Genomic DNA, 14,718 nt, shown 5'->3' on the forward strand with positions numbered 1-14,718 from the left:
CGTCATAGTATTTTGAGATACAGAGACGCACAGTACGTTTACTTATGTTTAGTCTGGTGGCTATTACATCAAAAGAAATACCATCAGCTTTATATAATAAAATTCTTGCACGGTCGACAACCTGAGCTTGAATAGTTCTTGTTTTTGATAATGATTTAAGATATGTTTTGTCTTCATCTGACAAAGGTAAAAAGGTCTGCTTCATATTCACCAATCCTTTATATTTGATGAATATATTATAACACATATCAAAACATTATTATATATGGTACTTATTTAATTTATGATATACTAGTCATAACGGCTGCCATTTAAGTGTCATATGGAACCGCTCAATAGAAAATGCCTGAACGGAACCAGAAACCATCTGTGCTTTGCCTTAAAATTTTCTGTGAATAGATGTGCAAGGATGAACTGTAAGCAAACTAAGCAAACGCATGAAACCAGTTCAAGGAAAGGCAGGAGAACATGTTCTGCCTTGGGTAAGGAAGTACTAGGGTACTTAATTTTGTTTCATACGTTTGCTATGAAGCTTTTGGTTTTAAAATTATCTCAGCCTTCCTTTATGTATACTTGGGGGATAAAAATGCAACGAAGTGACTTTCATGGAGCTGAGTGTATTTTTATCCCCCAAGTATACATTCAATAAACCTGATATTTAAACGCCTTAATTAAGGCTATAAAAAAAGAAAATTATGTGGGTGTAAAATGGATTGACAAGTGGAATAAATACTGTTATGATAAATGTATCAAATATAGTTTAGTAAATAAACAAATAGGAGGAATTGAATATGGCTTATTTTGAGAAGGTAGGCAAAATTGAATATGAAGGACCCGCAAGTAAAAATCCCCTGGCCTTTAAGTATTACAATCCCACTGAAGTGGTGATGGGTAAGACTATGAAGGAACAGCTTCGTTTTGCCATGTCCTACTGGCACACCTTTACCTATATGGGAAATGACCCTTTTGGCTCAGCAACTATGTTCAGACCCTGGGATAACCATGAGTGTTCCATGGAAGTTGCCAAGGAAAGAGTCCATGCAGCTTTTGAATTTATGGAAAAAGCTCAGATTCCTTATTTTTGCTTTCATGACAGGGACATCGCTCCGGAGGGCAAGGACCTGGCAGAAACCAATGCAAGACTGGATGAAATCGTAGCAATAATCAAGGAAGAAATGAAGCGCACAGGAATTAAGTGCCTTTGGGGGACTACAAATGCCTTCGGCAATCCCAGATTTGTTCATGGTGCAGGCACCTCCTGCAATGCAACGGTATTTGCCTATGCAGCAGCACAGATAAAGAAGGCAATTGAGCTGACCAAGGAATTAGGCGGAGAGAATTACGTATTCTGGGGCGGAAGAGAAGGCTATGAGACTCTTCTTAATACCAATACGGAATTAGAGCTTGATAACATGGCAAGACTCCTTAAAATGGCTTGTAATTATGCAGAACAAATTGGATTTACCGGACAGTTCTTAATTGAACCCAAGCCCAAGGAACCTACAAAGCACCAGTATGATACAGATGCTGCAACCGTAATGTCCTTCTTAAGAAAATACGATTTGATAGACAAGTTCAAATTGAATATCGAAGCAAATCATGCCACACTTGCTATGCATACCTTCCAGCATGAACTTAACATGTGCCGCATTAACGGTGTACTGGGAAGTGTTGATGCCAACATGGGAGACCCTATGCTGGGCTGGGATACGGACCAGTTCCCTACCAATATCTATGACACTACTCTGGCGATGTATGAGGTTCTTTTGGGAGGCGGCTTCACAAAAGGCGGACTTAACTTTGACTCCAAGGTAAGAAGAGCTTCCTTCGAAGAAGACGATTTGTTCCTTGCCTATATTGCAGGCATGGATGCTTTTGCCAAGGGCCTTAAGGTTGCGGCAAAGCTGTTAGAGGATAAAGTATTTGAAGACTTTAAGGAAAAACGCTATGCCAGCTACCAGGAAGGACTGGGAAAAGATATCGTGGAAGGCAAGGCTGATTTTAAGACTCTGGAAGCCTATGCCCTTAATAGCGGCATCACTCCTAATACCTCCGGAAGACAGGAAATGTTAGAGGGTATTTTAAACCAGTATATCTTAGAGACAAAATAAGAGTTAGGACGAAGATAAGTATAAAATCAGACGGGGCTGCTGCAGTGGATAACTTACGGGTATTGCATACAAGAACTGTAAGGCATCCGGGCAGCAGCCTCAGGAAAAAAGAAGAGAGGTCTGTATGCTGTATATCGGAGTTGACTTAGGTACTTCATCCGTTAAATTGCTGTTAATGGATGAAAAGGGTACTATCAGAAATATTGTAACAAAGGAATATCCTATCAGCTTCCCAAAGCCAGGCTGGTCAGAGCAGAATCCTGCCGATTGGTTTTCCAGTCTCATGGAAGGCTTAAAGGAGCTAGTTGGGGACGGGGAAAAGAAAGAAGTAGGCGGCATCAGTTTCAGCGGCCAGATGCATGGTATGGTAATCCTTGATGAAGAGGATAGAGTAATCCGCCCTGCTATTTTGTGGAATGACGGACGTACAAAAGAGGAATGTGATTATTTAAACGAAACAATCGGCAGGGAGAAGATTTCCTCCTATACCGGAAATATGGCTTTAACAGGCTTTACTGCCCCCAAGCTTTTATGGGTGAAAAAACATGAACCGGATAATTTCCGTAAAATCAGAAAGGTGATGCTTCCCAAGGATTATATAGCCTATTGCTTATCCGGTGTTCATTCTACAGATGTCTCCGATGCCTCCGGTATGCTGCTTTTTAATGTAAAGGAGAAATGCTGGTCCAAAGAAATGCTTGAACTTGCAGGCTTGAAGGAAGAACAGATGGCAAAGGTATATGAAAGCTATGAAGTAACCGGTACCTTAAGAGCGGATATTGCAAAGGAACTGGGCTTTCCTCCGGAATGTAAGGTAATAGCCGGCGGCGGCGACCAGGCGGTGGCAGCAGTAGGAACCGGTACGGTTGGTTCCGGCATGTGCAATGTATCCCTTGGAACCTCCGGAGTAGTATTTGTTGCCAGCAAGGAGTATTCTGAAATAAAGGACAATGCCCTTCATGTATTTGCCCACGCTGACGGACGGTACCATTTTATGGGAGTTATGCTTTCGGCAGCGGCTTCTAACAAGTGGTGGATGGACGAGGTGCTAAAGACCAGAGAATATGCCAAAGAACAGCAGGCTATCGTAGAGCTTGGGAAAAATAACGTATATTTTCTGCCCTATCTTATGGGAGAGAGAACACCCCACAATGATCCCGATGCAAGAGGCACCTTTGTCGGCATGACAATGGATACTACCAGGGAAGATATGACACAGGCAGTTCTGGAAGGGGTAGCCTTTGCCCTGAAGGATTCCTTTGAAATCATTAAGGATACGGGCCTTTCCATCAAGCGCATCCGTATTAACGGCGGTGGAGCCAAGAGCCCCCTCTGGTGCAGAATCATTGCAAATGTGCTGAATGTAAAGGTTGATAAGATAAATTCCGAGGAAGGTCCGGCATTTGGAGCTGCCATATTGGCAGCGGTAGGCTGCAAAGAATTCGCCTCCGTAGAGGAAGCAGCCGCAAAGCTTATTCAGGTAACGGAAACCACCGAGCCGGAAGAAGAAATCGTTAATCTTTATGAGAAGAAATATAATGTGTTCAAAGAAATATATCCTGCTTTAGAGCCTGTATATAAAAGAATGGCAGAAGAAAACTAATATCTAAGTTAAATATAAGTTGAATTATGTTTTTGACCTCTTTCAGATATAAAAATTCCATATCTTCCAGCTTTTATTTCTGGAAGAGGAAAGAACTAATTTCAACCATGTAAAAACAGGAAACGGTTATAAAATATTTGGATTACTGCAAAATGACCGCCTGCACTTGCAGGCGGTCATTTTGCAGGCCGGATTCAAGCTATTGGCTGTATTGGTATGATGATTAAAAAGGGCTTAGATTAGAACAAGCTTTTCGTATTTATTTTTTACGGAAGATATAAGTAACAAAAAAACCTCTGTCATCGGCATTTTCTATATTCTTAATCAATTCAAAGGATCTTTTCAGCTGTTCAAAATCAGCAGGCTGAATAAGATCTTCTTTTCTGATTTTGGAATCAATCTTATGATGCTGTCCAAAACCACAGACAAATAAAATCCCGTTGTCCGTTATATGGTTTTCCATACTGCCGAGCTGTTTCCTGCTTAACCTGTAGTGATTTACTAAGACATTATCAAAGATACCGATATCATTCAATGAATTTGGAATACTTAGATCAATCAGTTTTGTATTTACAGAGTAATTTTTTCTATCAGCAAATATCTTCAAGCGTTCAAGAGCTTTACTGCTAAAATCAACTCCTGTTACTTGAAAGCCGTTCTCCAGTAAAAACAATGTATTTCTGCCGTCTCCGCATGCTATATCAAGGATAGAGCCATTTTTTAGGCATGAAATATTTTCAAGCAGAGATTTCTCCGGTTGTAAGGGATTATCTCCCCTTACAGCAAATTTACTATCCCAGTATTCCTTATTTCCCATGTATTCCATTGGTATTCCTTTCTTGTATATATAATCCTTTATTTAATAATTCTTAAATTGTAGATGAGATGGATTTAGCGAATATTCCTGTTATACTAGAAGAATGTCGCAGTACTGCCTATATATCGGCAAACTGACCCTGTTACCGTATAAGTGTTGCTGGATGAATAAGTCATTTTAAGGGCTTTAAAAACCTCATCAAGAGTTATTGCTTTTGACCTGATAATCGTCCAGACCAAGATGCTTCTTTGTTTCACGTAAAAAGGTTTCAATTGGCCATCGACTTTTGTAATGAATCAGAAGTTCTTCCGTGGTCAGTGCGGTGTCAAGTGTTATAAATGTCCTTAAGCACCACTCTTTAAAAAGAGCTTCCTTGGGCCAGCATAAAACGATAAGGCAAGCTGGGATATCTTTTAGCTTGCCACGATAGGTATAAACATAATACTCACGGTTACCAACTTTGATTAGGTTGACATCTTCCTGTGTTAGTATTTTATTCATACCATGGAGCTTAAGCAAAAATGCTCTTTATAGTTATCATAATATAATGGCAAAAATATGGTAATATTTTATAGAATATTCCTATCAACTATTTTCCAATTTTAACCGATTAATTATGCAGGGATGAGAGTTTTATACGAATACGAACTGTGGAGCTATGGGTCTTGACAGCAGCAGTAAGTATATTTGAGAGAAGGCTTTATGGAATCAGATTGCAAAGGATTAAGGTGGTTTAAATGGCAGATGGAACAAAATATGTAGTACATGGAATGAGAGCGAAATGCAGCGAAGGGTCGATGGAGAATTATATTAACACAGATAAAGGGCATGGCGTAGTATATCAGGGACAGCCTGTTCTAAATGCCAATGACCATGTAAAAGATATCAATTTGACTCACTTTGGAGACTGTAAATCAAAGCTCATCTTTGAGGAAGCAAAAAAACAGGCCGATGAAAAATATAAGGCAGAAGAGGGAGACGGTTTTTTTGGCAAACTTGGAAAAGGAATTGCGAAATTTACAACAAAAACAGTACTTAACGTGAAGGAAACCTTTGCATCCAATAAGTGTGAGCTGGATACTCCCCTGCCTTGGCTATTTACCAGCAGAGATCATATGATAGACGGGGCACCGGCCCTTACCACGGAAAGTCAGTGCCCCTGTAAGTTCGGCGGTATTATTACCATTGTTCAGGAGGAAGAAGTGGCGATGGAAAGTGAGCAGTCGATAAAAGCGGTGGCGAAAGAAAAGAAGAAGACGGGTAAAGATACCACATGGTTTCAAGAATTATTGGATGATGCTGATAAATCATTAGATGCTTGGCTTATAGCACATGGATATGCTGGAACAGATGAATATGGTGCAAGAGCTCTGTGGATGTTTGAAGATGACAATGGAATTTACCATGCAAAAACTAATGCTTGGCAACAAATTGGTGGATATAATTATTTATATGATAAAGCTTTCGATTATGGAACAAGCATGGATGCGCAATTTTTCAATTTCACTTACAATGAGAGAGAATTTAGAGTATGGGCATGGAAAGGTGATTATATAAACTTAGGAGCAGGAGCTGAAATAGGAATCTATTCCCACACATCAGGTATTCTTGGTCTGGCCAATATTGAGAGTCCAAATGAGGACCATTGGTTGGTTGATACAAATCTTTCAATGCCTATGACTTTGAACTTGGTAGATAATGAAGGTCATGAAATATCTGATTATAGGCCAACTGAGGTACAATGGTGGATAACTAGTTTTAACCCAGCATATAAAGATGTTGAAGCAAGTAATCTAACAGCCACGTATACTATTAACTTTTCCGGTAACGAGTATGATAAAGGAATGTATGATGCATTTAGGGAACAATGGGAGGGGCAATACAAAAATCTTACATTCGATAACTATACGGTCACATTTGGATTTTTAGGGAGATGAGAACTATGAAAAAAAGAGTCGTAGTCCTATGGTTATTGATAAGTATTTTTTTATTGAATTCATGTTCTTTTTATGGTAATAAAAAAATTATTGTAGATGATAGTGAGAATAGAGCAGATAAAAAAATTGAACAATTAATTGAAGTGATAAAAAACGAAGATAAAGATGAGTTAGAATCAATGTTTTCTGAGAAAGCTTTGAATGAGACAGAAGGTTTTGAAGATAGCATTGACTATTTGTTTGATTATATTCAAGGAAATATAGAAGGATGGGAAAGATTCAGATTTTCAGGGAATACATCAGTAGACAATGGTAAAAAATCGGAAAGTCTTGTATCTTGGTATACTGTTCAAACTGACCAAGAAAGTTATATGTTTTTTATTATAGACTTTACAATAGATACTATAAACCCTGATAATGAAGGCTTATATACGCTGCGAGTAATCAAAGCAAAAGATGAAGATAAAGAATTTGGTTATGTTGAGGATATGAAAATTCCAGGGATTTATATTCCAAAGGAATAGAGGTGACAAAACACATTTTGATTCTTACATTTCAATGATAAGACCCTTTCTCAGAAAGCCGCCAAATCCGATTTCATTTTTTACAAATGGACAAACCACCTTATGATGTTTAATAAAATACTATACAGCTGTACACGGTGGCTTATGGAATGCTATAAAAGTTTTCTGGTTTCATTATGTAACATAAGAATCACCTCTTTACTTAATCATAACGCCTGTGTCAAGAGGTTGCGCTATTTTATTGAATTGCTATAGGCATTCAAGTGCCGGGTAATGTTACGAGGCCCCGTAAAACGAATTCGTGATATATATTTATAGAATATTCTCATCAATTATTTTCCAATTTTAACCGATTAATTATATAGGGATGTATGATGAAAATGTTAACGATTGCTTTAGCAGCATAAAATTTAGAGTATGATGAGATTATCTGTCTGGATGGACAGGAGGAATAAGCATGGACTATTTTGAATTATTTCAAAGCAAAACGGTAGAAAATGCTGAAGAGCTAATGGATCTTGACAGCAGCAGAAAATTTATTGCGGAGAAGGCTTTACGGAAAGTATTCAAAAATATAAGAATTGAAGAGCTATCTTTACAAATGCATACAATATCATTGAATTTAGGTAATTGGCCAGAATGTAGTTATAATACGGTTTCAGCGTCAATGTGGATACGCCACAAAGGAAAACAAATTGCAAGTTATAAGACCCTTTACACATTTGATGGAGAAGCAGAGGATGATTTCTTTGATATATTTTAAGTAGTATGAAGACCACACAGTTTCGACTGATGTGGCCTTTCTTAAAGCTTGCAGAAGTATTGTTGTGACTGGATGATTATCAGGTCAGAAGCGGCCTTAGTATCAAAAGATATTTTATATTGTTAATGCCTTTATTTTACACTATCCTCCTTAAGTCTGCCATATCTATAACTTATCATTGGAGTTATCCGGGTAATTACAGATGTAAATAAAATCTTCCAGGATTCCAGCCATCTCATCCGGTGATTTTTGTGCGTTGTCATTCAGCCATAGAATAAGTATACGGAAAAAGCCGCCGGTGCTGAAAGCAAGTGCATATTGGAGGCTTTCCTTTGAAAAACTCATGTCCTTGCCTTTTACCTCCTCAAAAGCGGAAGGTAACAGCTCATCTATCTTTGTAAGGAAAAGCGGGAGCAGCCGGTGCCGGTTAATAACGGATAAAAAGCCGGTATATTTTTGCATCTCAGTGAAAAATACTCTTGCAATGTTTGGCAGGGATATATCTTTTTGCTGTAAAACAAGGAAGCGGTACTCTGACCAAATTTTGTAAAAGCAGCCTTCCAGGATATCCTCCTTGCTGGAATAATTCCGGTAAAAGGTCCGTCTGGAAAGCCCTGCATGATCGGTAATCTCCTGTATGGTAATTTCCTGATAATTTTCAGTCTCCATCAGCTTTAACAGGGCGGCCTCCATCCAGAGTTTGGATTGGTTTGATTTTGAATTCCCTTTATTTTTATCCTGCATAAGCAGTCCTCCTTCATCGTCACACAATATTTGATTTGTAGCTATTAGGCTAAAGTGGTTGACTCCACTTTTTTACTTATTATAATGGAAATTGTTAATCGACACAAGTGTGACATTAAAGGAGGAAAAATAAATGAAGACGATGAATTTTATTGTATGGATGCTGCCGGTTATTTTTATGCTCCATGATTTTGAAGAAATCATTATGGCAGAGGTATGGGGGCTGCGCTATAAAACTAAGATTAACAAGGTCTGGCCGGGAAAGCAGCCCTTTGGGTTAAATTATATACGCCACTGCCATACACCGACATTTTCTATCGGAGTGGAAATCGAATTTGTGCTTTTTGTACTTATCAGTTTTCTTTCTGTGGCCTTGGATGGGTATTTTATATGGTATGGGGCTTTCCTGGGATTGGTAATCCATATGATTGTGATCCATATGCCCATATGCTTTCGGTTTAAGAACTATGTACCGGGAGTCATTACATCCGTTATATTTCTGATTCCCAGTATCTATTTTTTGTACAGGGCAAATATAAGCTTACATTACGGAACAGGAACTATTCTATTAGCCTGCCTGTTTGGAATCGTTATGATCGGTATATTAATACCGCTGCTTCATAAGCTGATGGCTTACTGGTCCGAATGGCTATACCGGTATTCAGAGGAAAAAATGATATAAGATGAATTAAGTTCCGGACCACTTCCAGGTATTAAAATGCCATATATTCCAGCACTTTTATACCTGGAAGTTGTAAAACCGAAAGGGGCTGCTGCAAAATAGAAATTTCATACCAGATACCTTGTATAGATTCGTTTTTGCATACAATATCCGGTATTGGCTGTTCTATTTTCGGCAGCCCCACTTTTCATGGTTAACCATAGGTTAATTTTATTAACGTAAATTAACTATAAATCCATTGTATATAAATAGCCCAGGTTATAAAATAATATACATAATATATGGTAATTACCATGGAAAGGAGCTCTTATGGATACGATTAATATAGGAAAGATGATATCGGTTAAACGGAAAGATAAAGGAATTACCCAGGAAGAACTGGCAAATTACCTGGGAGTATCAAAGCCTGCGGTTTCTAAATGGGAATCGGGCCAGAGCTATCCGGATATTCTGCTGCTTCCGATTCTGGCTGCCTATTTTAATATATCGGTGGATGAGCTGATTGGATACGAGCCTAAGATGGTAAAGGAGGATGTAAGAAAACTCTATCACCGTTTGGCAGATGATTTTGCCCAAAAGCCCTTTGATCAGGTTTATAAGGAATGTGAGGAATTACTGAAAAAATATTTTTCCTGCTGGTACCTGCAATATCAAATCGGCTTGCTGTACCTGAATCATTGCAGTCTTGCAGGAAGCCCTGAAAAGACGGCAGGAATACTGCAAAGAGCAGTGGAGGTTCTTGAACAGGTGGAGCATTCCGGTGATGATATAAGCCTTGTCAAGCAGGCGATGCAGATAAAGGCATACTGTTACCTCTGCCAGCAGAAGCCCACCGAGGCCATAGAGGTTCTGGAAAGCCTCTGTGAGCCGATGATACAGACGGAAACCCTGCTAATAAAGGCTTATCAGCTAAAAGGAGAGAAAGAGAAAGCAATCGAGTATTTACAGGGCTCTACTTTTACAAGTTTAAATACAATACTGGGCTCTGCCACGGATTTCTTTCAGCTGTATGCGGACAATGAAGAACGGATGGACCAGTACTATGATATTTTTATAAAGCTGATTGATATTTTTGAAATCGATCAGGTAGCTGCAGGAGGACTATATACCATCTATTTCGTTGCGGCTACCGTTTATGTAACTCAGGGAAGAAATGAAAAAGCACTGGATGTACTGGACAGGTATGTGGATTTGGCAAAGCGGAATGCGAAGAAGGATTTTACACTCCATGGAAGTAAGATATTTGATTCCCTGGAAAATTATCTGAGGGCAATTGACGCAGAGACCCTGGCTCCCCGCAATTCCCAGGTGATATGGCAGGATATCAGGAAGATAGTTGCTGAAAATCCTGCTTTTAATGCACTGGAAGGGGAACCGCGGTTCCAGCTGATCAAAAAGAGCTTACAGGAGCTGGTAAACTAAGGGCAAGAATAAATCAGATTATATGCTGCCGGCAGTCTGGCTTCCAACTGTTTACCGAGCAGCGGAAAATGAGGTAAACTATGAGTGATTTCAGTCAAATAAAGGAATATATCCCGTTTCTTATCCCAATTTTAATCATACAATATGGATTAATGATAGCAGCCCTGATTCATATCTTCCGCCATCAGAACTACCGTTTTGGCAACAGAATCCTTTGGGTTATTATAACCGTGGTAGTCAATACAATAGGGCCCATTCTATATTTTACAATCGGCAGAGGTGAGGATTAATGGCAGTTCTGGAGCTGGATAAGGTGAATAAAAAATTTGGAGATATGAAGGTAATCAGTGATTTAAGCTTTCAGGTCACGGAGCATTCCGTCTTTGGCTTCATCGGTAAAAATGGTGCTGGAAAAACAACCACCATGAAAATGATTCTGGGATTTTTGCAGCAGGATTCAGGAGCTATCCGTGTATGCGGGGAAAAAGTTAGCTATGGCAATACAAAAACCAACCGTAACATCGGTTATCTGCCGGATGTGCCGGAGTATTACGGCTATATGAATCCCAGGGAATATCTAAGGCTTTGCGGAGAAATAACAGGATTAAGCAAGGAGGCCATCCGTTCAAGAACCGGGGAGTTATTAGAGCTGGTAGGCCTGGAGGGCGTTAACAGAAAAGTACATGGTTTTTCAAGGGGAATGAAGCAAAGACTTGGAATTGCACAGGCACTTTTAAACGAGCCCAAACTCTTAATCTGCGATGAGCCGACTTCTGCCCTGGACCCGGTAGGCAGGAAGGAGATACTGGATATCCTCTCCCTGGCAAAGGACAGGACTACCATACTGTTTTCCACGCATATTTTATCGGATGTGGAACGAATCTGTGACAGTATTGGAGTCTTAAACCAGGGAAAACTGGTTTTGGGAGGGAATGTAGCTGATATCAGGCATAAGTACCGAAAGGATATCATTGGGCTTGAAATAGGAGGTCAGTACCCTGTGGAGAAGGCTGCTGCCGGACTGAAGGAGCTTGCCTTTGTAAACAATATTCATATAAGCGGCCAAAGGATTGAAGTGGAGGTTCATAATGCAGAAGATTCCGGAGCGGGCATTTTAGCATTTTTGTTAAAGGAAAATATTCCTGTAATCCGCTATGAGATTATGGAACCTTCCCTGGAAAATGTATTTCTGGAGGTGGTAGGATGAGAGGCTTTCTTGCATTTACGAAAAAAGAATTCAGGGAGCAGGCGCGCACTTACAAGTGGCTAATAGTCCTGTCGGTATTTTTCCTTTTTGGGCTGATGAGCCCCCTTCTTGCCAAGCTGACACCGGTTTTAATCTCTTCCATGGATATGGGGGGAGTTACATTAACCTTGCCAAAGCCCACCGCCATGGATGCTTATGCCCAGTATTTCAAAAACATGACACAGATGGGGATTGTGGTACTGCTTCTTATCTTTGGAGGAACCTTGTCCAATGAGCTGGTCAAAGGGACCCTGGTCAATATCCTGGCAAAGGGACTGTCAAGAGCAGCAGTATTGCTTTCAAAATACACAGCAGCGGTTATCCTGTGGTCCGCTGGCTTTCTTCTGTCCGCTGTAACAAATTATGGATACACAGCATATCTCTTTGGGGAGCCCCGAGTTCCTGCGCTTATTTTTTCGATGTTCTGCCTGTGGCTGTTTGGCTGTTTTGTAATTGCGCTGATTCTTTTCTCCAGCACATTGGCAGCAGGCTCTTTCGGAGGCTTGATTTTATCGGCAGTTACCCTGTTTATCCTGTTGATGGTAAACATCCTTCCAAAGGCAGAAAAGTTCAATCCGGTTACCCTTGCATCAAAAAATACTGCTCTTTTAAACGGAACGGTAAAAGGGGACTCTTTATATCTGACCATAGGGATAACAATTGCGCTGACGGTGTTATGCCTTGTAATTTCTATCCAGATGTTTAGGAAAAAGAAAATATAGTTTCCGGTTATGCCGGAAGAGATTATGAATAGATGCTCCTCTTTGGGTAAGCAGCCAGGCAGTAAGGGCTGTTTGTTCCAAGAGGAGCTATTTTGTTTTTATATAGATATATGGTAATTCTCTTGCATTATGCTAAGGGGTGCTTATGTAAGAGGATAGGGTGCTTATGGAAGAGGATGGGACAGTTGATTGTTTCTCCCATCTAAGGTATAATGCTTGTACGTATGTTTATGGTTTTAGGAAGGAAATTATCGCAAAGGTATACAGAACCTTAGGAGGAATAAATGAGATTCAGGCCATGTATTGATATACACAATGGGAAAGTCAAGCAGATTGTAGGCGGAAGCCTTACAGATGAAAAGTGTGAAAGTAAAGCGCTTTCACACTCCATTATTTATGGCAGTACCTCAGACCTGTCTGCGGTATGCAATGGGAGCAAGTGTGAAAAAGAAGCACTTTCACACTCCGATATTAATGGCAGTACCCCAGACCTGTCTGCGGTATGTAATGGGAGCATGAGTAAGGCTAAGGAGAACTTTGTATCGGAAAAAGGCGGAGAATATTACGCATCCCTTTACAAGGAGGATGGTCTTAAGGGTGGCCACATCATCCTGTTAAATCCGGCAGGTACCAAAGAATATGAGTTGGATATGGAGCAGGCTGAAAAAGCATTAAAAGAATATCCCGGCGGCCTTCAGATCGGGGGAGGAATCACGGATAAGAACGCTTCTGCTTTTCTGGAAGCAGGTGCCTCCCACGTTATTGTAACCTCCTATGTCTTTCAGGATGGCTTTATCCAATATGATAATCTTAAACGGATATCCGCTGAGACGGGAAAGGACAAATTGGTGCTGGATGTCAGCTGCCGTAAGCGGGGAGAGGATTATTTCATTGTAACCGACCGCTGGCAGAAATTCACCAGGGAAAAGCTTTCCTTTTCTCTATTGAAGGATTTGGCAGATTACTGTGATGAATTCCTGATCCATGGGGTAGATGTGGAAGGAAAGTCAGCAGGAATTGACAGGGAGTTGATAGAGTTACTAAGTGAATGGCAGGATTCCTGCATAACCTATGCAGGAGGAGTGAGTAACTTTGAGGACCTTGAAAGCATAAGGAAGAGCGGAAAGGGAAACATTGATGTTACCATAGGAAGCTCTTTAAGCCTTTTTGGAGGACCACTGAATTATAGGGAAGTGGTGGAATGGTTCCGGCAGCATTCATAGAAGCTGTTGTAATGTAAAAAGCAAAAAGCAGAATAGAATGACATGGGAGGAAAGCGGATGGAAGCATATACTGGCTTTGCCCAGGTTTATGATAAATTCATGGATAATGTCCCCTATGATGAATGGGCACAGGATATCCGGAAAATACTTTTAAAATATGGCGTTTCGGAGGGCATCCTTTTAGATCTGGGGTGCGGGACGGGAAATATTACAAGAAGGCTTGCCGATTGCGGTTATGACATGATTGGAATTGATATTTCGGAGGAAATGCTTCAGATTGCCATGGAAAAGAAATATGAGGAAGATGAAGATATTCCCCAGGCCAGTAAGAGAGAGGATATCCTTTATCTGAATCAGGACATGAGGGACTTTGAACTGTATGGAACCGTTTCAGCAGTGGTATGTACTTGTGACAGCTTAAATTATATAACGAAGGAAGAAGAGCTGCTGCACATTTTTTCCCTGGTGAATAATTATCTGGAAGCCGGGGGAATCTTCCTTTTTGATATGAATACGGAATATAAGTACAAAGAAATCCTAGGTGACAGCGTGATTGCAGAAAACAGAGAGGATTGCAGCTTTATCTGGGAAAATTATTTCGATGAAAAGGAAAGCATCAACGAATATCAGGTAACAATATTTGTAGAAGCAGAAGAGGAAGAAGAGGAGAGACATAACCAGGGCAGGCTTTATGAAAAATTCAGTGAGACCCATTACCAGAAGGCTTATTCCATCGATACGGTAAAGGCATTGCTGGAAAAAGCGGGAATGGAATTTATCGGCATATATGAAGCGTTTTTAGATGAACCTCCTGCTGAAACTACTCAAAGGGTATGCTTCCTTGCCAGAGAAAAATTCCAGCCAGGAAAGGTATACCAGTAAAATACAGACAGTTCTCAGCCCAATCTCAGCCCAGTTTTACGT

16 protein-coding genes are annotated in these 14,718 nt (G+C 40.2%); 12 read left to right on the forward strand and 4 right to left on the reverse strand.

Features of this window, described 5'->3' with window-relative positions; all coding sequences use genetic code 11:
* On the reverse strand, positions 1 to 205 hold a 205-nt coding region (locus BUB77_RS20705; RefSeq protein ID WP_139241263.1), incomplete at its 3' end, for a helix-turn-helix domain-containing protein.
* A 586-nt stretch (positions 206 to 791) separates the two neighbouring features.
* Between BUB77_RS20705 and xylA the strand changes: the two genes are divergently transcribed.
* Together xylA and xylB are read left to right on the forward strand one after the other, a co-directional pair.
* The gene (xylA, locus tag BUB77_RS20710) at positions 792 to 2,111 is read left to right on the forward strand and encodes a xylose isomerase (RefSeq protein WP_073278803.1); all 1,320 of its coding nucleotides are present in this window, start codon (positions 792 to 794) and stop codon (positions 2,109 to 2,111) included.
* 124 nt (positions 2,112 to 2,235) lie between these two features.
* A complete protein-coding gene (gene xylB / locus BUB77_RS20715) occupies positions 2,236 to 3,714 on the forward strand; it encodes a xylulokinase (RefSeq protein WP_073278804.1) in 1,479 nt (492 codons plus the stop codon).
* A gap of 259 nt (positions 3,715 to 3,973) precedes the next feature.
* Here the strand turns inward: xylB and BUB77_RS20720 are convergent, their stop codons facing one another.
* Positions 3,974 to 4,540 carry a class I SAM-dependent methyltransferase gene (locus BUB77_RS20720; protein WP_073278806.1) on the reverse strand — a complete coding sequence of 189 codons (567 nt, stop codon included), beginning with the start codon at positions 4,538 to 4,540 and terminating at the stop codon, positions 3,974 to 3,976.
* A 189-nt stretch (positions 4,541 to 4,729) separates the two neighbouring features.
* Entirely contained in the window at positions 4,730 to 5,032 is a 303-nt protein-coding gene (locus BUB77_RS20725; protein WP_139241265.1) for a transposase, read from the reverse strand.
* A gap of 236 nt (positions 5,033 to 5,268) precedes the next feature.
* On the opposite strand from BUB77_RS20725, the gene BUB77_RS20730 reads away from it, so the two are divergent.
* The 3 genes from BUB77_RS20730 to BUB77_RS20740 all read left to right on the forward strand — a co-directional run bounded on the left by BUB77_RS20730 (position 5,269) and on the right by BUB77_RS20740 (position 7,755).
* Positions 5,269 to 6,468: a PAAR-like protein gene (locus BUB77_RS20730; protein WP_073278809.1), complete on the forward strand. Its 1,200-nt coding sequence runs from the start codon at positions 5,269 to 5,271 to the stop codon at positions 6,466 to 6,468.
* 5 nt (positions 6,469 to 6,473) lie between these two features.
* Complete coding sequence (locus BUB77_RS20735; protein WP_073278811.1) at positions 6,474 to 6,992, forward strand: DUF5104 domain-containing protein; 519 nt, start codon at positions 6,474 to 6,476, stop codon at positions 6,990 to 6,992.
* A 457-nt stretch (positions 6,993 to 7,449) separates the two neighbouring features.
* Positions 7,450 to 7,755 carry a hypothetical protein gene (locus tag BUB77_RS20740; protein ID WP_073278812.1) on the forward strand — a complete coding sequence of 102 codons (306 nt, stop codon included), beginning with the start codon at positions 7,450 to 7,452 and terminating at the stop codon, positions 7,753 to 7,755.
* A 165-nt stretch (positions 7,756 to 7,920) separates the two neighbouring features.
* Here the strand turns inward: BUB77_RS20740 and BUB77_RS20745 are convergent, their stop codons facing one another.
* Positions 7,921 to 8,499 carry a TetR/AcrR family transcriptional regulator gene (locus BUB77_RS20745; protein WP_073278813.1) on the reverse strand — a complete coding sequence of 193 codons (579 nt, stop codon included), beginning with the start codon at positions 8,497 to 8,499 and terminating at the stop codon, positions 7,921 to 7,923.
* 133 nt (positions 8,500 to 8,632) lie between these two features.
* On the opposite strand from BUB77_RS20745, the gene BUB77_RS20750 reads away from it, so the two are divergent.
* The 7 genes from BUB77_RS20750 to BUB77_RS20780 all read left to right on the forward strand — a co-directional run bounded on the left by BUB77_RS20750 (position 8,633) and on the right by BUB77_RS20780 (position 14,676).
* Positions 8,633 to 9,181: an HXXEE domain-containing protein gene (locus tag BUB77_RS20750; RefSeq protein ID WP_073278814.1), complete on the forward strand. Its 549-nt coding sequence runs from the start codon at positions 8,633 to 8,635 to the stop codon at positions 9,179 to 9,181.
* A 309-nt stretch (positions 9,182 to 9,490) separates the two neighbouring features.
* Positions 9,491 to 10,603, forward strand: coding sequence for a helix-turn-helix domain-containing protein (locus BUB77_RS20755; RefSeq protein ID WP_073278816.1), 1,113 nt, complete (start codon positions 9,491 to 9,493; stop codon positions 10,601 to 10,603).
* Between the two features lie 80 nt (positions 10,604 to 10,683).
* Entirely contained in the window at positions 10,684 to 10,893 is a 210-nt protein-coding gene (locus BUB77_RS20760) for a PLD nuclease N-terminal domain-containing protein (RefSeq protein ID WP_073278817.1), read from the forward strand.
* The gene (locus BUB77_RS20765) at positions 10,893 to 11,810 is read left to right on the forward strand and encodes an ABC transporter ATP-binding protein (RefSeq protein ID WP_073278818.1); all 918 of its coding nucleotides are present in this window, start codon (positions 10,893 to 10,895) and stop codon (positions 11,808 to 11,810) included. Before BUB77_RS20760 ends, BUB77_RS20765 begins: the two co-directional genes overlap by 1 nt.
* Positions 11,807 to 12,571 carry an ABC transporter permease gene (locus tag BUB77_RS20770; protein WP_073278819.1) on the forward strand — a complete coding sequence of 255 codons (765 nt, stop codon included), beginning with the start codon at positions 11,807 to 11,809 and terminating at the stop codon, positions 12,569 to 12,571. The genes BUB77_RS20765 and BUB77_RS20770 overlap by 4 nt, the downstream gene beginning before the upstream one ends.
* Positions 12,572 to 12,855: 284 nt before the next feature.
* Entirely contained in the window at positions 12,856 to 13,794 is a 939-nt protein-coding gene (hisA, locus tag BUB77_RS20775; RefSeq protein ID WP_242962558.1) for a phosphoribosylformimino-5-aminoimidazole carboxamide ribotide isomerase, read from the forward strand.
* Positions 13,795 to 13,851: 57 nt separating this feature from the next.
* Positions 13,852 to 14,676, forward strand: a complete 825-nt coding sequence (locus BUB77_RS20780; protein WP_073278821.1) for a class I SAM-dependent DNA methyltransferase — start codon at positions 13,852 to 13,854, stop codon at positions 14,674 to 14,676.
* Positions 14,677 to 14,718 lie beyond the last annotated feature (42 nt).

Origin of the sequence: Anaerocolumna jejuensis DSM 15929 (assembly GCF_900142215.1) — a bacterium.
Classification (GTDB): Bacteria; Bacillota; Clostridia; order Lachnospirales; family Lachnospiraceae; genus Anaerocolumna; species Anaerocolumna jejuensis.

Bases quoted from the DNA above. Each gene is read 5' to 3' on its own strand.
- xylA (WP_073278803.1), top strand. From the start codon at position 792: ATGGCTTATTTTGAGAAGGTAGGCAAAATTGAATATGAAGGACCCGCA.
- xylB (WP_073278804.1), top strand. From the start codon at position 2,236: ATGCTGTATATCGGAGTTGACTTAGGTACTTCATCCGTTAAATTGCTG.
- BUB77_RS20720 (WP_073278806.1), bottom strand. From the start codon at position 4,540: ATGGAATACATGGGAAATAAGGAATACTGGGATAGTAAATTTGCTGTA.
- BUB77_RS20725 (WP_139241265.1), bottom strand. From the start codon at position 5,032: ATGAATAAAATACTAACACAGGAAGATGTCAACCTAATCAAAGTTGGT.
- BUB77_RS20730 (WP_073278809.1), top strand. From the start codon at position 5,269: ATGGCAGATGGAACAAAATATGTAGTACATGGAATGAGAGCGAAATGC.
- BUB77_RS20735 (WP_073278811.1), top strand. From the start codon at position 6,474: ATGAAAAAAAGAGTCGTAGTCCTATGGTTATTGATAAGTATTTTTTTA.
- BUB77_RS20740 (WP_073278812.1), top strand. From the start codon at position 7,450: ATGGACTATTTTGAATTATTTCAAAGCAAAACGGTAGAAAATGCTGAA.
- BUB77_RS20745 (WP_073278813.1), bottom strand. From the start codon at position 8,499: ATGCAGGATAAAAATAAAGGGAATTCAAAATCAAACCAATCCAAACTC.
- BUB77_RS20750 (WP_073278814.1), top strand. From the start codon at position 8,633: ATGAAGACGATGAATTTTATTGTATGGATGCTGCCGGTTATTTTTATG.
- BUB77_RS20755 (WP_073278816.1), top strand. From the start codon at position 9,491: ATGGATACGATTAATATAGGAAAGATGATATCGGTTAAACGGAAAGAT.
- BUB77_RS20760 (WP_073278817.1), top strand. From the start codon at position 10,684: ATGAGTGATTTCAGTCAAATAAAGGAATATATCCCGTTTCTTATCCCA.
- BUB77_RS20765 (WP_073278818.1), top strand. From the start codon at position 10,893: ATGGCAGTTCTGGAGCTGGATAAGGTGAATAAAAAATTTGGAGATATG.
- BUB77_RS20770 (WP_073278819.1), top strand. From the start codon at position 11,807: ATGAGAGGCTTTCTTGCATTTACGAAAAAAGAATTCAGGGAGCAGGCG.
- hisA (WP_242962558.1), top strand. From the start codon at position 12,856: ATGAGATTCAGGCCATGTATTGATATACACAATGGGAAAGTCAAGCAG.
- BUB77_RS20780 (WP_073278821.1), top strand. From the start codon at position 13,852: ATGGAAGCATATACTGGCTTTGCCCAGGTTTATGATAAATTCATGGAT.